General features: G+C 51.2%; 15 protein-coding genes and 1 pseudogene. 14 read left to right on the top strand and 2 right to left on the bottom strand.

Annotation, left to right across the window (positions count from 1 at the left end; genetic code table 11):
* Positions 1 to 8 precede the first annotated feature (8 nt).
* From TPH_RS10365 to TPH_RS10295, 14 genes and pseudogenes are all read left to right on the top strand, one after another.
* Positions 9 to 581, top strand: coding sequence for a manganese catalase family protein (locus TPH_RS10365; RefSeq protein ID WP_015051159.1), 573 nt, complete (start codon positions 9 to 11; stop codon positions 579 to 581).
* A 557-nt stretch (positions 582 to 1,138) separates the two neighbouring features.
* Entirely contained in the window at positions 1,139 to 2,068 is a 930-nt protein-coding gene (gene cysK / locus TPH_RS10360; protein WP_015051158.1) for a cysteine synthase A, read from the top strand.
* A 725-nt stretch (positions 2,069 to 2,793) separates the two neighbouring features.
* Positions 2,794 to 3,942 (top strand): FIST signal transduction protein, encoded by a 1,149-nt coding sequence (locus tag TPH_RS10350; protein ID WP_015051157.1) that lies wholly within the window; start codon positions 2,794 to 2,796, stop codon positions 3,940 to 3,942.
* Between the two features lie 3 nt (positions 3,943 to 3,945).
* Positions 3,946 to 6,465, top strand: a complete 2,520-nt coding sequence (locus tag TPH_RS10345) for a PAS domain S-box protein (RefSeq protein ID WP_015051156.1) — start codon at positions 3,946 to 3,948, stop codon at positions 6,463 to 6,465.
* A gap of 698 nt (positions 6,466 to 7,163) precedes the next feature.
* Positions 7,164 to 8,999 carry a DEAD/DEAH box helicase gene (locus tag TPH_RS10340; RefSeq protein WP_015051154.1) on the top strand — a complete coding sequence of 612 codons (1,836 nt, stop codon included), beginning with the start codon at positions 7,164 to 7,166 and terminating at the stop codon, positions 8,997 to 8,999.
* Positions 8,992 to 10,035: a hypothetical protein gene (locus tag TPH_RS10335; protein WP_015051153.1), complete on the top strand. Its 1,044-nt coding sequence runs from the start codon at positions 8,992 to 8,994 to the stop codon at positions 10,033 to 10,035. The genes TPH_RS10340 and TPH_RS10335 overlap by 8 nt, the downstream gene beginning before the upstream one ends.
* Before the next feature lie 452 nt (positions 10,036 to 10,487).
* The gene (locus tag TPH_RS10330) at positions 10,488 to 10,733 is read left to right on the top strand and encodes an AbrB/MazE/SpoVT family DNA-binding domain-containing protein (protein WP_148275902.1); all 246 of its coding nucleotides are present in this window, start codon (positions 10,488 to 10,490) and stop codon (positions 10,731 to 10,733) included.
* The gene (gene mazF / locus TPH_RS10325; protein ID WP_015051151.1) at positions 10,727 to 11,074 is read left to right on the top strand and encodes an endoribonuclease MazF; all 348 of its coding nucleotides are present in this window, start codon (positions 10,727 to 10,729) and stop codon (positions 11,072 to 11,074) included. The genes TPH_RS10330 and mazF overlap by 7 nt, the downstream gene beginning before the upstream one ends.
* Positions 11,075 to 11,494: 420 nt before the next feature.
* Entirely contained in the window at positions 11,495 to 12,427 is a 933-nt protein-coding gene (locus TPH_RS10320; RefSeq protein ID WP_015051150.1) for a histidinol-phosphatase HisJ family protein, read from the top strand.
* Positions 12,411 to 13,574 (top strand): inositol-3-phosphate synthase, encoded by a 1,164-nt coding sequence (locus tag TPH_RS10315; RefSeq protein ID WP_236608786.1) that lies wholly within the window; start codon positions 12,411 to 12,413, stop codon positions 13,572 to 13,574. The genes TPH_RS10320 and TPH_RS10315 overlap by 17 nt, the downstream gene beginning before the upstream one ends.
* Complete coding sequence (locus TPH_RS10310) at positions 13,574 to 14,914, top strand: NTP transferase domain-containing protein (protein WP_015051148.1); 1,341 nt, start codon at positions 13,574 to 13,576, stop codon at positions 14,912 to 14,914. The genes TPH_RS10315 and TPH_RS10310 overlap by 1 nt, the downstream gene beginning before the upstream one ends.
* A 46-nt stretch (positions 14,915 to 14,960) precedes the next feature.
* Positions 14,961 to 15,374, top strand: a pseudogene (locus TPH_RS10305) (PLP-dependent cysteine synthase family protein); the annotation flags it as partial.
* Between the two features lie 53 nt (positions 15,375 to 15,427).
* Entirely contained in the window at positions 15,428 to 15,904 is a 477-nt protein-coding gene (locus TPH_RS10300; RefSeq protein WP_015051146.1) for a CapA family protein, read from the top strand.
* Positions 15,905 to 16,132: 228 nt separating this feature from the next.
* Positions 16,133 to 16,756 carry a DUF3786 domain-containing protein gene (locus TPH_RS10295; protein ID WP_015051145.1) on the top strand — a complete coding sequence of 208 codons (624 nt, stop codon included), beginning with the start codon at positions 16,133 to 16,135 and terminating at the stop codon, positions 16,754 to 16,756.
* 81 nt (positions 16,757 to 16,837) lie between these two features.
* Here TPH_RS10295 and TPH_RS14855 read toward each other — a convergent pair whose 3' ends face one another.
* Both TPH_RS14855 and TPH_RS10285 read right to left on the bottom strand, forming a co-directional pair.
* Positions 16,838 to 16,918 carry a cyclic lactone autoinducer peptide gene (locus TPH_RS14855; RefSeq protein WP_236608874.1) on the bottom strand — a complete coding sequence of 27 codons (81 nt, stop codon included), beginning with the start codon at positions 16,916 to 16,918 and terminating at the stop codon, positions 16,838 to 16,840.
* A gap of 209 nt (positions 16,919 to 17,127) precedes the next feature.
* Positions 17,128 to 17,685 carry a hypothetical protein gene (locus tag TPH_RS10285; RefSeq protein ID WP_015051143.1) on the bottom strand — a complete coding sequence of 186 codons (558 nt, stop codon included), beginning with the start codon at positions 17,683 to 17,685 and terminating at the stop codon, positions 17,128 to 17,130.
* Positions 17,686 to 17,691: the final 6 nt, after the last annotated feature.

Below are 17,691 nucleotides of genomic sequence, written 5' to 3'. Positions count from 1 at the left end.
GATCATCCATGTGGCTTTATGAAAAGAAACTAGAGTATCCCGTCCGGGTTGGGAAGAAGGATTTAAAGATGGCAAGATATTTGCTGACGCAATTCGGCGGGCCGAACGGGGAACTCTCCGCCGCCGTCCGCTACCTTTCCCAGCGCTACACCATGCCTACCGGCAGGGCCAAGGGCGTGCTCACCGACATCGGCACCGAGGAGCTGGCCCACTGGGAGATCATCGCCACCATGGTCTACAAGCTGACGAAGGAGGCCACTCCGGAGGAGATCCGGCGGGCGGACCTCGGCGGCTATTATGCCATTTGGGACAAGGGAATTCACCCCAGCGACTCCAATGGGGTACCCTGGACTGCTGCCTACATTAACACTATGGGTGACCCCATAGCCGACCTCCACGAAGACATGGCGGCGGAACAGAAGGCCAGGGCAACCTATGAGAACCTGATTAACCTCACCGATGACCCTGATGTGATAGACGTTTTGAGGTTCCTCCGGGAGCGAGAGGTCGTTCATTTCCAGCGCTTCGGGGAGACCCTGGATCACCTGCAGGGGTACATGAACGGGAAGAAATATTATTAGGAAGCGGCCGATAAAAAAGGGCGGCTCGTCAGTCCGGAGGCCGCCTTTATTTTTTTAACTCAATTTTCCGGGTCTTCAACGGGGACAAGGAACAATTAACCAACCGGTCCTTCTGCTTTCTTGCTCGACGACAGTATCTATAGCCTCCTGCCTATTTGATAATACCTACCTTTACTATCAAAATATAGCGGAAATAGCAGGAAAATCATAACTGGATTCGAATTCTTAAACTATTGCCACCAATGCCAACGCTTTTACTGCTGCTGCCCGGGATCTGGCGGCTGCCCGAGGGATAAAGTTGCTCTCCCGGGGGGAAATAAAATCCCTTCTGGATAAATCAGACCTCTCTTGGGGAGATATAGCAACACGGGGGGGCAGGGGTTGCTGTCTCCCGTTTTCACCCTAGGTGGCGTCACTAACGGGACTACCATTACCAGGTGAAAATTAATGGTTACAGCCAACTGTTGACACCCCGATTCGGAGAAAGTATAATAAACAAAACACTAGAAAACCTAGTGGTGTACTAAGATTTTCATTAATAACGGGAGGGATAGTGGATGCGTGTGTATGATAACCTCACGGAGTTGATCGGGGGAACTCCCCTGCTGCGTTTGAAGCCGCTGGCCAAAGGGACCGGCGCCGAGATCCTGGGGAAGCTTGAGTATTTCAACCCTGCCGGCAGCGTGAAAGACAGGATCGGCTTCGCTATGATCAAGGATGCCGAGGATAAGGGACTTATCAATAAGGATACCGTCATCATCGAACCCACCAGCGGCAACACGGGGATCGCCCTGGCCTTTGTCTGCGCTGCCAGGGGGTACCGCCTGATCCTGACCATGCCGGAGACCATGAGCATCGAGCGCCGCAACCTCCTCAAGGCCTACGGCGCCGAACTGGTATTGACACCCGGCTCCGAAGGGATGAGGGGTGCTGTCAGCAAGGCGGAGGAACTGGCTGCGGAGATTCCCAATTCGTTTATTCCCCAGCAGTTCAAGAACCCGGCCAATCCTGCCGTTCACCGGGCAACCACAGCGCGGGAAATCTGGGACGACACGGAAGGTAAGGTGGATATCGTCGTTGGCGGTGTCGGCACCGGCGGGACCATTATCGGTATCGCCGAGGAACTCAAGCCGCGCAAGGATACCTTGAAGATTATTGCCGTGGAACCCTCCGACTCCCCTGTGTTGTCGGGAGGCAGGCCAGGCCCCCACAAGATTCAAGGAATCGGTGCCGGTTTTGTTCCCGAGGTTCTCAACCTGTCACTTGTTGATGAGATCATTCCGGTTACGGCCGAGGATGCTTTCAGGACCAGCCGGCTTCTGGCACGGGGATTGGGGCTGCTGGTCGGCATCTCGGCGGGAGCGGCGGCCTATGCTGCCCAGCAGGTGGCGAAGCGGCCGGAGAACCGCGGGAAAGTGATCGTCGTGATCCTGCCGGATACGGGCGAGCGCTATTTGAGCACCGAACTCTTCCGGGAAGAGGAATAGATAGCATTTCCCATCTATGTTTATCAAGCCGTTACGGGACATTGTAGCCGCAGGCGGCATGTTTTTTAAGGGCAAGAATCCACAGGCGATAAATCTGGAATATAACCTTATAATTTTAATAGACAAACTTAACTATATGTCTTATACTAATTGCGACAGTGATACCCCATGTGGGTATCACTGCAAAAGGCAGTCCTGGATGCCCGGAGTTCGACACTACCGAGGTATTCAGAGCGATGTTTTGTCTTTTCTATTGTTGTTATATCACAAGTACCCGTAGTTCCTCACACGTTTTCCCCGCTTTTGGGCCATCGCCTCTGTCCCCCGATTTGTTACCATTTTTCTGTCCGCGGCGCAAGAGATATGCTATACATTGAAATTTAGGTATGTCTCGTTTCTGCTCCCGTGCGTGGTATGAATTTTAGCTACAATTACGGCTCCTTAGGCAACAGGCCTTTGCGGGGCCAGGGGAATCCGGTTTTAGTCTTTGTGTTTATCGATATTTCGATAGAAAGAAACTTGTATTATGTGACAAGGAAATTGCGGGTATGGTGCCGAAAGATTATTATACCTTAAAGGCGTTCCGGGGAAAGGCTTCTTATGGTAGTTATATCCGGCCCGCGTTCCCCGGAAAGGATCCTTTGGTGTTAAAGTCTTTACAGTTGACGCCGCCCGGAAATGGATCCGCGAATTAAAGTGAGAAGACAGGAGGGGCGTATTGGCTGGTGACCCGAATACCTGATTTGCGCGTGGGCGTAGGCTTCAGCAACGGATACGACGCCGGAGCCGCCGTACAGCGCGCTCTGGAGCAGGCTTTAAGCCGTACCGGACGACCCGCACTGACGCTGGTTTTTGCTACTGAGGGCTACGATCCGGAAGAGGTGCTTACAGGCGCCGTAAAGGTGGTAGGTAATTCCCCGCTGGTAGGCGCGTGGGTGCCGGGGATTATCTTTGGCTTTGAAGTATACGCCAGAGGTGTGGGTGTCTGCACTATCGGCGGAGAAGGAATAGAGACGGTAACCCACCTGGAAAGGACTATATCCGCGTGCCCCTTTGCCAAAGGTGAAAAAGCGGGCGAGGCTTTAATAGAAAAAGGCGGAGACAGCCCCGGAACTGTTTTGCTTTTTCCGGACGGATCTAGCGCCAACATTTCTGAACTATTGAGGGGACTGTATAACGCCATGGGGCCGGACTTTAAGTATATAGGAGGAGGCAGCGGGGATAATTTGCGATTCAACAGCACTTACCAATTTACCGAAGAAGGGGTAGGCAGTGATGCTGTGGCCGCGGCAGTATTGAGGGGGATAAACTTTAAAGTGGAGCTGGACCACGGGTGGAGCCCCGCGGGCGAGCCTTTTACTATAACCAGGGCGGAGGGCAGGCGAGTTTATGAAATTGACGGAATTCCAGCCTTTGAGAGGTATACGGCTCTGGTCCGCAGCTGTACCCGAAACGGATTTCCTTACTACGGAATGCAATACCCTCTGGGCTTGCCCGCTGCTGGGGGGAAATTTATCATTCGGGACCCGCTAAAAGCAGAGGAAGACGGAAGCATCTTATTTGTTGCAGAAATTCCGGAAAACACCATTGCTACTATCATGGAAGGGGATGCCGAAAGTCTCGTTGTTGCTGCCGGGAGGGTAGCGGAAAGTGCCTTAAATACCCCGGCCACTTCTAAGGTTCTTATCTTGTTTGATTGTGTCTCCCGCTATTTATTGCTGGGCAAAGATTTCCCCAGGGAAATGGAGGCAATAGCCGGAAGTCTTAAACCCGAAATTCCGGTCTTAGGGATGCTTTCCTTCGGAGAAATAAGCAGTGTTTCAGGGACCCCACTGTTTTATAACAAGACGATCGTGGCGGCCGCGGGGTGGTAGATAGTGTCCTTTGATATTGCTGAGCTTTTGACCTTATACGAGATAGTAAATTTTTCCTTCCCGGAGCGATACGAAGATCTGATACAAGAAATAGCGGAGAAAGGAAGCCGGCTTCTCGGGATACGCCGGCTGGCCATAATGCTTGATGAAGGCGGCAGGCTTATATGCCTGGGGAAATGGGGTTTTAGAAAAGGAGAGGAATTCACCGAAAGAATCGAAAGAATCAAGAACCCCAGGGAGAACGGGTTTGTTTATTTGATGTCCCACGGAGTGCGGGGCTTAATATTTTTGGAATCTTCAGCACGGATCTCCGACCGGGAGAAAAGGCTATTCAACATTTTCGCCCGCCGCATCGAAGATATAGTTGCGTTCAAACAAATGGAAAACAAAATAAAAGAATCCGAGCGGGAAAAGAAGGCCATTTTGGACAGTATTCTGGAGCTGCTGATTTACCAGGATGCTGAGCACCGCATTTTGTGGGCTAACACCTCAGCAGCGAAGTACGCGGGAAAAAGGGGTGAGGAGCTGACAGGCGCTCTTTGCTATGAAGTCTTATACCGCAGGAAGGAACCGTGCGCCGGATGTCCGGTGGCAAGCGCTCTTAAGACCGGCGTGCCCCAGGAGGGTATAGTGACGCCCCACGAGGGCAAGCAATTTTTTGTAAGGGGTTACCCTGTAAAAAGTCAGAAGGGAATAATTGAAGGTATAGTAGAAGTATGTTTTGAGGTCACCGAACGGATGCAGGCGGAGGAAGCGTTTCGGACAATTTTCAACAGCGTCCACGATGCTATTTTCATACATGAACCGGAAGGGAAAATTCTGGATGTTAACGAAACCATGTTGCGCATGTACGGTATAGCCTCTAAAGAAGAGGCCGTAAAGCTGTCCATCGCCCGGGATTACTCTGACCGGGACAATCCCTTGAAACAGCTCCGCGAGTGGTGGAAAAGGGCGGTAGAAGGCGAAAGTCCACGGTTTGAATGGAGGGCCAGGCGGCCGGTGGACGGCACAGTTTTTGATGCGGAGATGTGCCTGAAGAAAATCACTTTTGCGGGCAAAGATGCGATACTGGCCACCGTGAGGGACATCACCGCTCGCAAACGCGAAGAGGAGCTATTGAGAAGTATTTTCGGTCATTCGCCTATAGGGATGTACATAGTCAGCAGAGGGAAATTTCGGCTGGTAAATCCCCGGTTTGAAAAGCTCTCGGGTTACTCTCAGGAAGAACTGATCGGCAGGGAAGCCTTGAGCCTCGTATACCCGGAAGACAGGGAAGCTGTGCGGCGCAATGCCGTTAGGATGTTAAAAGGCATGGCGGCCCAGCCCTACGAGTTCAGGATTATTACCAAACATGGTGAAATTAAGTGGGTCGAGGAGACGGTGGCTTCCCTGCAGCCCGAGGGCCAGAGGGTGACACTGGGGAACATAATGGATATCACTGAGAAAAAGAGGTTTGCCCAGAAGCTGGAATATGTTAGCCTCCATGACCAGCTGACAGGTCTTTACAACCGTGCGTATTTTGAAGAACAGCTCAAACGCCTAGGTAGGAGCAACAAATATCCCATCAGCATAATAGTGGCCGATGTGAACGGCCTGAAGCTGGTCAACGATACCATGGGCCACCAGAAGGGCGACAAGCTCTTGATTGCTTGCGCTCAGATCCTTAAGAAGGCCCTGCGCCCCTCGGATATTGTGGCGCGGGTGGGAGGAGATGAATTTGTGGCCCTCCTGCCCCGCACCGATGAGGCTACAGGATCGAATATACTGCACCAGCTGCGTTTATCCATTGAGCAATACAATCGAAAACATCCCCAACTTCCTTTGAGCGTCTCCTTCGGCATAGCTACGGCGTATAATTCGGAGGAGCTCTTAAAGCAAGCCTATAAAAGGGCAGACGATCTTATGTACCGGGAAAAACTATATCTCGGCACCAGCGCTCGGAACAAGATCGTCAATGCCTTGCTTGCTGCACTGTCGGAGCGCGATCATTTGACTGAAGGACACGGCAGACACCTGGAGCACTTGTGCCGGACCCTGGGAGAAAAGATGGGGCTTTCGCGGCAACAGCTGGCCAACCTTGCTCTTCTGGCTCAGGTTCACGACATAGGTAAGGTCGGTATACCCGACAGAATACTCTTCAAAAGAGGACCCCTTACTGAAGAAGAATGGGAGATTATGCGCCAGCATCCGGAAAAGGGCTACCGGATCGCCCTGGCCTCACCGGATTTAGCGGGGATTGCCGACCTGATCTTAAAACACCACGAGAAATGGGACGGCACTGGGTACCCGTTGGGCCTCAAAGGGGAAGAGATACCCATCGAGTGCCGTATTTTAGCCATTGCCGATGCCTTTGACGCCATGACCTCCGATAGGCCGTATAGAAAGGCTAAAACGGTCGAAGAAGCCCTGGAAGAAATACGCCGGTGTGCAGGCACGCAATTTGACCCGGAGCTCGTGAAGGTATTTTTGCAGGTTATCCTCACTATAAGAGGGTGTGCTGAAGCTAAAGAGGCGACCGATTAAATTGGTCTAGCGAAAGGCCGCACGATAAGGAAAGACTCGCTAAAGCCGGAGAGGTAGTGGTCGAATGCCCCGGTCATGGTAATTGTTGGTTCGGCGCGATGTATTACTTTATTTTTCTTCAACCGAGATATGATGGATGAAAAGATCCATGTTCATACGCATTGTAAGAGTCAGAGATCTCCGTTACATGCAGATAGCTCACAACTAGTATGTTAGCGGAGGGTATCCCAGACAACAAATAATTTCATCACTCGGACGCTATGATGAAGACCGTTATAGGCAGAAGCAGGAAATCATTCGGGACATGCAGCAATTGAAACGAATGCAGGAAGTAATAGGCGAGATCAAGAACCATCTCCAGTACTCTGCGGACAATAATGTACAGAGAGAAGCTGCACCGGAGTGAAGGCATGAGGGGTTCTCTGTCCAAACACTCAATCATGCTCTCTATTATTCTTTTGGCAACAGTGAATAAAGAGGAAATCGGTAAGCGAGCGAGAACATAATCCTGTTAGAAGGGGTGGTATGAACTCCCTGTTTGCGACTATCAGTTATGATTCCTGTTATCATCCTGGAAAACCCTTTAGTAAGGAAGCGACACCGAAAGCTTCAGGCAGAAAATGTGGTGATCGATGTTGAGCCCGCGTCGTAAAAAGAATTTATCCATCCATGAGGAAATACCTGGAGCCCGGCAAGGGGTGGAGTCGCCCGAAAATTCGACGGAATCTTCCTGGAATGTGCTCACCACTCCGGAGCACAGCAGGCTGGAGATCGTTCCTGGCGTGGTGGTGCAGGTAAACTTTTCGCCGGCGGAAGACCAGGTGATCCTGGATCAAATGGCTCAAGGCAAGCACGGCCGAGCTTCGGATTTGTACCTGCGCAGGCAGGCCCTGGCCGTTTCCCTGAGCCCCGGGTTCGATACACTGTTGTCCCTGAAAGTGGTCCGGGGCATCGAACCCCTGGACTACCAGCTCGCTACAGTCCGCCATGTTCTAAAAAACTTGCGGGGACGTGCCCTCCTGTGTGACGAGGTAGGGATGGGCAAGACCATAGAGGCCGGCCTGATCTTGATGGAATACCTGATGCGCGGGTTGGTCCGCCGTGTCCTTGTATTGACCCCGCCATCTCTGGTCGAGCAGTGGCAAGAGGAGATGCAGACGAAATTCAACCTGGATTTCATCAGTTATGATAATCAGGCGTTCAAGTCACATCCCCATCCCTGGACGGAGTTTCCGCGCATTATTGCCTCGTTGGATACGGCGAAGCGGGAAACACACCGGGATGAGGTTCTGGCTGCCGAGTTCGACATGGTGATCGTCGATGAAGCCCACCACCTGAAAAACCGGCGGACTCAGGCCTACCGTCTCGTCAGCCAGTTAAAGAAAAAGTATATCCTGCTGCTTACTGCCACCCCGGTGGAAAATGACCTGGAAGAGCTGTTCAACCTGATTACCCTGCTCCAGCCGGGGCAGCTGGAAACCGCCGCTTCATTTAAGAGGAAGTATGTTACCCGTGGTGATCCGCTGAAACCGAAAAACACTGATGACTTGAAGCGTTTGGTGCGGGAGGTCATGGTGCGTAACCGACGCAGTGAAACCAGCGCCATCCGCAGCCGCCGCAGGGCCGACATCATCGAGCTCTCTTTGAGCGATGACGAAATGGCTTTTTATAACCGCTTAAGCAGCTTTGTGCGTGGCTATTATACTCCTGGTTTAACAGGCATGAAAGATGGGGTCAACCAGTTTATTTTGCGCACCCTGCAGCGGGAGATCGGGAGCAGCATCGAGGCGGTCATTCCTACCCTGGAGAAAATGGCGGAAAATCAGGTTTACCCGGAGGTATTGCGGCGTGTCCTGATTACCCTGGCATCCCAGGCCCGGGAGGTAAAAGGGAGGGCCAAAGCGGAGATCCTTCTCAAACTCTTGCGACAGTTCGATGAAAAGGTGATTATTTTTACCTGCTATTTAGAAACCCAGGCGTTCCTCGCCAGGTGGCTGCGAGAGAACGGTTTCTCCGTCGCCGAGCTGCACGGCAAAATGCGCCGCCAGGAAAAGGAGGAGCAGGTGCGATTATTTGCGAGTGATGCCCGGATCCTGGTTTCGACGGAGACGGGCAGCGAGGGGCGTAATCTCCAGTTTTGTTCGCATCTGGTTAACTACGATTTGCCATGGAATCCCATGCGCATTGAACAGCGGATCGGCAGGATTCACAGGCTGGGGCAGGAACGTGATGTCCGGATATATAATTTATCGGCGGCAGGCACAGTTGAGGCATATATTTTGGAATTGCTGGACGCCAAAATCAACATGTTCCAGCTTGTAGTCGGAGAATTGGACATGATCCTGGGCAACCTGGATCAGAAGAAGGATTTTGAAGAGCTGGTGATGGATATCTGGGCACAGGCCACAGATGAGACAGATCTGCGCCAGCGCCTGGATCACCTGGGTGAGCAATTAATCGAGGCGAAAAAACATTATCAGGCGGTCAAAGAGCTGGATGAACGCTTGCTGGGGGAGTTGCTGCCGGATGAATGATAGTTCAGTGGTCGATTTTGTTGTTGCTTATTTGGAGCGGGTGGGAGCGGTGGTCGAACAGCCGGGTTATGCCCTGGCTGAGGTTCTCCTGCCGGAGTCTCTGGTGCCTGTTTTCGGGAGAGAGGAGATGCTCCTGGCCTTTGATTATGAAGTGGCGCAGGAGACGCCGGGTAGTATTTTTATTACTCATGGTAGTTCCCTGCTCGATACGATCGTGCGTTTAGCGGCAGATTACGGCAAGCAAACAGTGTTATACTGGTCCGGCGAACTCCCTTCAGCGCCACGCTCCCTGGAGCAGAAGATTCACGACCAGATCGATTACCTGCAGTGTCGCCCTCCCCGGCTTGACACCCACTGGGTGGCAGAAAATATTTTTTATGGCTTTTATTTCAGAGGCATTTTCCGCTCCTTTGAAAAAACAGAAGAAATACTTCCTGTTATTGTGGATGGTTACCAGGCGATAGCCACCCCGGGTTTCGAAAAGCAGGTCAATTCGCTCTTTTTTCAAGAGCAGCCTGATTACCGGGTTGCCTCAGCACCGCTGTCACCCCTGAGTTGCCTGTATCAGGTGGCCTGCCGGGAAGTAAAAAAACTGGTCCTGGAAAAGGCTGTACCTCTTTGCAAAGAGGCTGCCAAACTGCAAGAGAAGGAACTTGCCAAGGTGTGCGGCTACTACGAGAGTACCGAAGCAGAAATCAGGCGTAAACTAAGGACCACAACTGACCCGGTCAGAAAAGAGCGACTGGAGAAGCAGCTGGCTGCGACGATAGAAGACCGGCGCCGCCGTATCGACGATACGCGGGGGCGTTATCAGGTTGATATCGATTTGAGGCTGGACCACCTGGTGGCATACCACCTGCCGTGCGTTTTTGCCAGGGTCAAAATTCAGCATAAGAAAAAGATCTTGGAGCAGATACTGGTGTATAATCCTGTTACCGAAGAGGTTGATCCTCCTCCCTGCCCGATCTGCGGGCAAGCTGCACGCTGCTTGATCCCCGACCGGGATGGCCGGTTCACCTGCCCGGATTGCCATTAGATGGCCGTAACAGGACAGGCCAATCCTGCGCACCTGATCCCCAGGGCGTCCGTCAGGTTTTTGTAGCCGTTTTTTTATATAATACGGCAGACATACGGCAGACCACCACGCCGCCGGCGGCACCAACAGAGAAACGAAAACGGTTTATCCTTGCAGGCGCAGCGACCGACGGAGGTTGTTACTCACCCTTGACAAGGAGCAGTTAACGGCAGCCGAAGCGAAACAAGGGGTTGACTGAATAACATTAGCTGGTAAACCGCTCACGGATGGAGGTGTAAAAAGCAAAGGTAGAATTAGCAACACCCTTTCTGCCCGAAACAGGCTTGCCGGTGACAGATTCCCGCCCCTATCTCTGCACCGGTGTAGAACTTGCAGCATCCTCCATCCGCGGGGTATTCATACAATTGTATTAATGACATCGAAGGTTTATACTATGTATAAACAAAGAAGGAGTGAAAATCGTCATGCAACCTCATGTGCAAAAGTGGGGCAATAGTTTGGGGATTCGCATCCCTTTATCGCTGGCACAAAAAATTGGCCTTAAAGAAGGCACACCGGTTGATTTAGAGGCAAGTGATGACGCAATTATTATCCGCCGCAAACGTTATAGCCTGGAACAATTGCTGTCCCAGGTTACACCTGATAATCTTCATGGCGAAGTAGATACAGGAACTCTGGTTGGGCGGGAAATATGGTAAACGAGGTGAAAACCTATATTCCTGAACGTGGCGATCTTGTCTGGCTCCAGTTTGATCCTCAGACAGGACATGAGCAGGCCGGAAGGCGGCCGGCGCTGGTAATTTCCCCGCAGCTTTATAACGGAAAGGTGGGGCTGGCCCTTTTCTGTCCTGTTACTACAAGGGCGAAGGGTTATCCTTTTGAAGTAGAGATACCTGCCGGTTTAAAGATTACAGGAGTGATCCTGGCAGACCAGGTAAAAAGTCTTGACTGGCGGGCACGGGATGCACAATTTGCCTGCAAGGTCCCGGCAGGGGTGATGGCAGAGGTTCAGGCTAAACTTCAGCTGTTGATCTCCTGACTCACTACTGCGCTTGTAGCCCGGCCGGTGCCTATCCGGGGCGGTGACAACCTGACCGGAGGCCCCTCGGATTCTGGCCGGCGGTTATCACAGGCAAAGGGTCAACCAGATCATCAACCCGTCCCTTTGTTGGGCTTAAGGAGCTTGACTCTTAACCAGGCGGCTGGGCGTTTTTGTTGGCTTCTTTGGCATGATGTTGTAAGGGGTTTGCAACGGGTTCCCAGGTCTTTAGCAACAGACCTAAGCCTAAAAGGGTTAATGCTCGATAAATGTATTGCGGTTCTATTGACTTTGGTGAAAATTATCCTTTAGAATATTTAACGGTAGTTGGTCGATGTTGAGGTTAGGGAAGATGGCACTACCGAATTGAGGGTATGTTCCTTTATCCAGCCGCTTTTAAGGTTGGAAAGGGGGTAGCAGTTGAAAAATCGTAAGGTTGTTCCCTATGCTGTCACTAAAAGCGGCTGTAGTGCCGCTTTTTTTGGTGATTACCATCTTCATTCTTCATTTTCTTCAGACGCTCACGATGCCCTGCACCAGATCTGCCTGCAAGCCGTTCGTCTCGGGCTGAGTGAAGTGGGGCTCACCGATCATTTAAGTCTTTTTCCGCAAGACCCAAATTATAATTTCCTTAACCGGTTATATTCTGCTTATTTCGAAGCTGTAGACGAATGCCGACAACAGTTTAAGGATTCTCTTACGATTTTCCTCGGAGCCGAAGTGGACTATCATCCTCACTACGAGGACGAAATTTGTGTGTTTCTCCACCATCACCCCTTCGATTATGTGATTGTTTCTGTCCACTATGTTGATCGGCTTTCGCTGACAGATGCCAGGTTTTATCTCAGCCGTCATCCTGAGGTCGGCATTCGGCAATATGTGGATACCTTGAAGAGGGCAGTGCTGCTGCCGGGATTAGCTGTACTCGGCCATCTCGATTGGATTAAGAGGGGCTGGCGGCAGTACTGGCGAGACTTTCCCTACAAGCCGGAACTTCTCCTTGAGGCCGGCTTAGATCAGGCATTGCAAGTATTGGTAGCTAGGGGTGGATTGCTAGAAATTAACACATCTGGTATACGAAGGGGTGTAGGAGAACCCTTCCCAGGGGAAGTGCTTCTTTCCCGTTACCGGGAGCTTGGCGGGCGCTATTGTGTGTTGGGATCTGATGCTCACAATGCCTCGGAATTAGCTCACAGCTTCCATGAAGGGGTGACCCTAGCGCGCCGTGTCGGTCTAGAAGTTGTTTCACCCCTGAGGCATCAGAAGAGGGTTTCTGAGAAGGCGATCAATCATTCAGTTTTTCATCAATCATCAATAAAAACTTTCAAGGAGGTTGATGAAAGACATGGGTGATCGGGAAATCAGGATTGCGATTGCCGGTGTGGGGAACTGTGCTTGTGCTTTGCTCCAGGGGATTGCCCTCTACGCCAGCGACAAAGAGTTGATGGAAGAGCCAATCGGGTTGATGCACTACGACCTTGGCGGCTACAAGCCAGGTGACATCAAGGTCGTGGCGGCCTTCGATATTGACGCCCGCAAAGTTGGCAAGCCGCTTCGGGAAGCGATTTTTGCCAAGCCCAATTGCACCAAGGTCTTCTATTCCGATGTCCCTGACTACCCGGTAATTGTGCAGATGGGACCTGTTCTCGACGGCTTCTCCGAACACATGAGGAACTATCCGGAAGACCAGACCTTAGTTCTCGCCGACGAAGAACCTGTCGATGTAGTGAAGGTCCTGAAAGAGTCGGGTGCGGAGATCTTGATCAACTACTTGCCCGTCGGTTCTGAGCAGGCGACAAGATTTTACGCCCAAGCCTGTTTGGATGCTGGGGTTGGTTTTATCAATGCGATGCCTGTGTTCATAGCTTCCGATCCTGCTTGGGCCGAGCGGTTCCGGGAAAGGGGAATCCCGATAATCGGTGATGATGTAAAGTCTCAGGTAGGAGCAACCATCACTCACCGTGTTCTGACGAAGCTCTTTGAGGATCGCGGGGTCAAAATTCTTAGAACCTACCAGTTGAATTTCGGTGGTAATACCGACTTCTTGAACATGCTCAACAGGAGCCGCCTCAAGTCTAAGAAGAAGTCGAAGACCCAGGCCGTACAAGCGGAGATGAAGGAGCCGTTGAGCGACCAGAACATCCACATTGGTCCCAGCGACTACGTTCCTTGGCTGAATGACAACAAGATTTGCCACATCCGGATGGAAGGTCTTGGCTTTGGCAAAGTGCCTATTGAGCTGGAAGTGAAGCTTTCTGTTGAGGATTCTCCCAATAGCGGAGGGGTTATCATTGATGCCATTCGTTGCATGAAACTTGCCCTCGACCGGGGTAGTGGTGGACCGCTTTACGCGATCTCTGCTTTCACCATGAAGTCGCCACCCATTCAGTATACTGATTCCGAAGCCCGGAAGATGGTCGAAGCCTTTATCGCTGGAGAAGAGGAGGAAAGGGTGTTTGGTGCTCCTTCTGTCGCTGAACCTGTCGGAGGGAAAGTCTGATGAAGGCGCTGGTTATTGCCGCCGGAGAGGGTAGGAGGTTTCGGGAAAGGGGATATAAGGGGCCTAAGCCCCTTTATCCTCTTTTAGGGCTTTCTTTGCTTGAGCGGACTTTGTTGACCCTGCGTGCCGTCGGGATTCGGGACATTGTGCTGGTGATCGGCTACAGGGGCGAAGAGATCAAGTCTTACCTGGGGTCCGGGGAAAAGCTAGGCATCAGAATTGAGTATGTGATCAACGAGTCCTGGGAACTAGGAAACGGCTCCTCAGTGCTGGCTGCCCGGGAGGCTCTCGAGGGGGAATCCTCTTTTTTGCTGACTATGGCTGACCATATTTTTTCCCCAGATGTGTTTAAGAGCCTGCTGGCGGTTCGGCCTCGTGACCGGAAAATATATGTTGGTGCCGATTTCAAACTCGACCGGGTGTTTGATCTCCAAGAGGCAACCAAAATTGCCATTGCTGATGGTAAGATCAAGGCCATTGGAAAGGAGCTTCAAGAGTTCCAGGCAGTTGACTGTGGTGCCTTTCATGCTACACCTGCCCTTTTTGAGGCTCTTGCTGAAGCTCAGGCTCATGGGGAGTATACATTGAGCGAAGGGATTGCTGTTTTGGCGAGTCAGGGATGTGCGCTGGTGTGCGATATTGGCGAGGCCTGGTGGATTGATGTTGACCATCCGGGGGATGCGGAAGTTGCCAGAAAGCTTTTGCTGTCCCATTTGCCCTCACGCAGGGATGGGCTGGTTGCCCGCTACATCAACCGGAAATTTTCCGTGCCATTGACTGCCCTCCTTGCGAGCACGCACCTTCAGCCCAACCATATCACTCTTGTAAGTGGCCTTCTGTGTGTGGCAGCCGCTCTATTGTTTGCTTGGGGATACCCTATCTGGGGAGGTCTGACGGCCCAGCTGGCTTCAATTATTGATGGAGTTGACGGAGAGTTAGCCCGGGTAAAGTTCCTGGCTTCTTCCTTCGGTGAACTGTTGGATTCTGTACTCGATCGTTACTGCGATGGGTTGATCCTCATCGGCATGGCATTGGGGGCATGGGAAGAGGGGCGTGGACTTGTGGTTCTCCTTTTTGTTGCCCTTGCTCTCCTTGGGGCTCCGATGTCCATGTTGATGAAGGAAAAGTTTCGGACTGCCACTGGAAAGCCCTATTTGCCCGAAGGCGAAGGGCTCCTGGTCAATCTGCTCCTGGGCAACCGGGATGGCCGCCTGTTTGTTGTCATGCTCACCGGCCTGTTTCAGTCTCCTCTGGCGGGATTGGTCGTGCTTGGGATTACCCCTCATCTCCTGGTACTTTTCCGGTTAAGGAAGATGAGAGCACTGATTGCAGGTCGTTAAGGGCTAGAATTGGCATTTTCCTTTTGTAGAGATCACAGGAGGGAATTTCAACACTGCCGGCAGTGTGAAAGACAGGATAGGCTTCGCTATGATCAAGGATGCCGAGGATAAGGGACTTCTCAATAAGGATACCGTCATCATCGAACCCACCAGCGGCAACACGGGGATCGCCCTGGCCTTTGTCTGCGCTGCCAGGGGGTACCGCCTGATCCTGACCATGCCGGAGACCATGAGCATCGAGCGCCGCACCCTCCTCAAGGCCTACGGCGCCGAACTGGTATTGACACCCGGCTCCGAAGGGATGAGGGGTGCTGTCAGCAAGGCGGAGGAACTGGCTGCGGAGATTCCCAATTCGTTTATTCCCCAGCAGTTCAAGAACCCGGCCAATCCTGCCGTTCACCGGGCAACCACGGCGCGGGAAATCTGGGACGACACGGAAGGTAAGGTGGATATCGTCGTGCGCATTTGGGTTCCTACAAGGTCAATTATATCACCCCCTACATCATTAAAAACGTGGAAACGGATCAGGGTGTTGTAAAGATCGGTATCCTCGGCCTCACCATTAAGGAAGTAGGCGAAGCCCAAGGTCAGCGGGAACTAAAGGATTTACCGCAGTATAAAGGGGCTCTGGAATTAACGGATATCGTTCAGGAGGTCAACAGCAAAAAGTGGCCCGAGGTGATGAGATACAACGGGGCCGATATTGTCATTGCCGTTGTTCATGCCGGTGAAGAATCGGCAAAATCAAAGAACCCCTGCAACAGGATTAAAGCACTGGCCAAAAGCACCGATGGCATTGATGCCATTGTTGCAGCACACACCCACGTTAACATACCTGAACATAAGTATAAAAATAGATCGGGACAGACTGTAATTGTGACCCAGCCTGGAAGATATGGAGAGTATGTATCCAAAATAAGTTTTTCTCTGGTGAAAAAGAAAGACCGCTGGGAGGTAGTAGACAAAAACAGCCTTACTCATAAGATTTAATATTAATTTATAATGACAGGTAACGAGATGCGCTCTAAGGGTCTGCCAGTAATTTTGTGCTTTCGTTCCAACCGACTAACGCAACGCAGGTATGTAATCATTTTCTCCGGAAAGAAGGTAGATAGCTGAAACAGAATCTGTTCCCAGTTATGAACCCGACCAGTCTATTAAGCCCTTACGTTGTCTTAACAAGCGGGCATCTGCGTCGCCCAATGGAGGGAATGCTCTGTGCGTAGCGGTTATGAAAAGATTTACGAAAGTCTGCTGCCCGAATTGGGTAAATGCGATCTTTCTGAGGCAGCCGGACGGCTCGGCCTTTCGGCTCGGCCGGACGGCGGCATATCTGTCGATTTTCTCGGCAGGGAATATGAGATTAGCTCACGCGGCGTTACCCCGACTGATGGCAAGCCGGTCGATGTCATCAACCGCATTGTGCTGGCGTACTATGCCCTGTCCAAAGGGGAGGGCGAACCTGCGTTTTCATATGTGCCTGTTTCCGATCTTACCGGCGCAAAAATAGCCTTCAACGTAAATCTAAAATGGATGACCGCTCCGCTCGGTGAAATATTCAGTGGAGATTATGAGGGTTTCTGCGAAATTATGCGCAGCCTGGGTGGGGTTTTTAACGGCAGGCAGAATTCGGGCGGCTATGCATGGTTTCTGAATGTATTGCCAAAAATCCCCCTGCAAATTGTTTATTATCACGGAGATGATGAATTTCCCTGCGAAATACAGATTCTTTTCGATAAAAACGCCTCGCGTTTTATGGAGTTTGAATGTCTGGCTTTTTTGGAGGGATGCGTTGTAAAAGCGCTCTCTACGAACGCCGAAGCAGAAGACACCTCCGGATAGGTGTAAGGCTGTGTGCAATATCTCTAATTTCTCCATGCAGGTCGCCATATGTTCTGCAAGATTGGCAGATGCGCAGGGTGGCTACCGACTGCCTTCCGGCACTTTCGGCTGATACCAGTGGAACCAGCATGTGGCGTTAACTTCTGTTGCTGCTCCGAGCAGGAGCAGTTGAATGTACCCTACGGACGGCCCCTGGGGTTACACCCTGCGCGAGCCCAGGCCGGTTGCTGAGGCCATTGAGCCCATTGTGCGGGAGATCATTGAGAATGACCAGCGGGTCTTGCAACACGCACCTTGCCAAACTCAGCCTTGGATAATAATTCATCATCACGATCACGGAGACCAGAACATTCTCTCACAAAAGCTACATTTTAATATCCGGGAGTAGAGCTTTGGAGCACTTTTTCATGATTAATTTTTATTTCTCGTTTCTTGAGACCATCATTGTAGATCATAGCAACAATTTGATCTCCACGATCAATTAATACTGGCACACCAATTTTAACGATCCCTAAATTTGAAATCTCCTTTCTATATTTTCTTATCTTATTGATTTTCTCTATAAATGATTGCATATTCCACGCTTTGCCATCTTCCTGAACGTATATTTTACCACTTGCGCCGATAAACTGTAGTGTTCCTTCGGGTATAAACTCTTGGTTTGCTCCATTTTTATTTTCAATGTCGATAAGTACGTATACATTTTCTTTATCAGGAAAGGCTGTATTTTCCTTGTATTCAACGTCCACGACTTTCAGGCTCCATGTATCTTTTTCCAGGCAATTAACCTCTTCCTGATCGGATTTGAGATCGTTCAAGTTCGAGGCTATGGCATTTTCTCCGTCTCCCTGCAAAATAGCCATCCCAAAGATAGCGAAGAATAACAAGAGAACACCTAGCATTACAGATGTCAAACGACTCAATTTCATCTCATT

The organism is Thermacetogenium phaeum DSM 12270 (assembly GCF_000305935.1).
GTDB classification, from domain to species: Bacteria; Bacillota; DSM-12270; order Thermacetogeniales; family Thermacetogeniaceae; genus Thermacetogenium; species Thermacetogenium phaeum.
The sequence above is the reverse complement of the archived record's forward strand: the minus strand, read 5'-3'. Positions and strand labels throughout refer to the sequence as shown.

Excerpts from the sequence above, each read along its gene's own strand:
- TPH_RS10365 (WP_015051159.1), top strand. The coding sequence starts at position 9 with ATGTGGCTTTATGAAAAGAAACTAGAGTATCCCGTCCGGGTTGGGAAG.
- cysK (WP_015051158.1), top strand. The coding sequence starts at position 1,139 with ATGCGTGTGTATGATAACCTCACGGAGTTGATCGGGGGAACTCCCCTG.
- TPH_RS10335 (WP_015051153.1), top strand. The coding sequence starts at position 8,992 with ATGAATGATAGTTCAGTGGTCGATTTTGTTGTTGCTTATTTGGAGCGG.
- mazF (WP_015051151.1), top strand. The coding sequence starts at position 10,727 with ATGGTAAACGAGGTGAAAACCTATATTCCTGAACGTGGCGATCTTGTC.
- TPH_RS10315 (WP_236608786.1), top strand. The coding sequence starts at position 12,411 with ATGAAAGACATGGGTGATCGGGAAATCAGGATTGCGATTGCCGGTGTG.
- TPH_RS10310 (WP_015051148.1), top strand. The coding sequence starts at position 13,574 with ATGAAGGCGCTGGTTATTGCCGCCGGAGAGGGTAGGAGGTTTCGGGAA.
- TPH_RS10285 (WP_015051143.1), bottom strand. The coding sequence starts at position 17,685 with ATGAAATTGAGTCGTTTGACATCTGTAATGCTAGGTGTTCTCTTGTTA.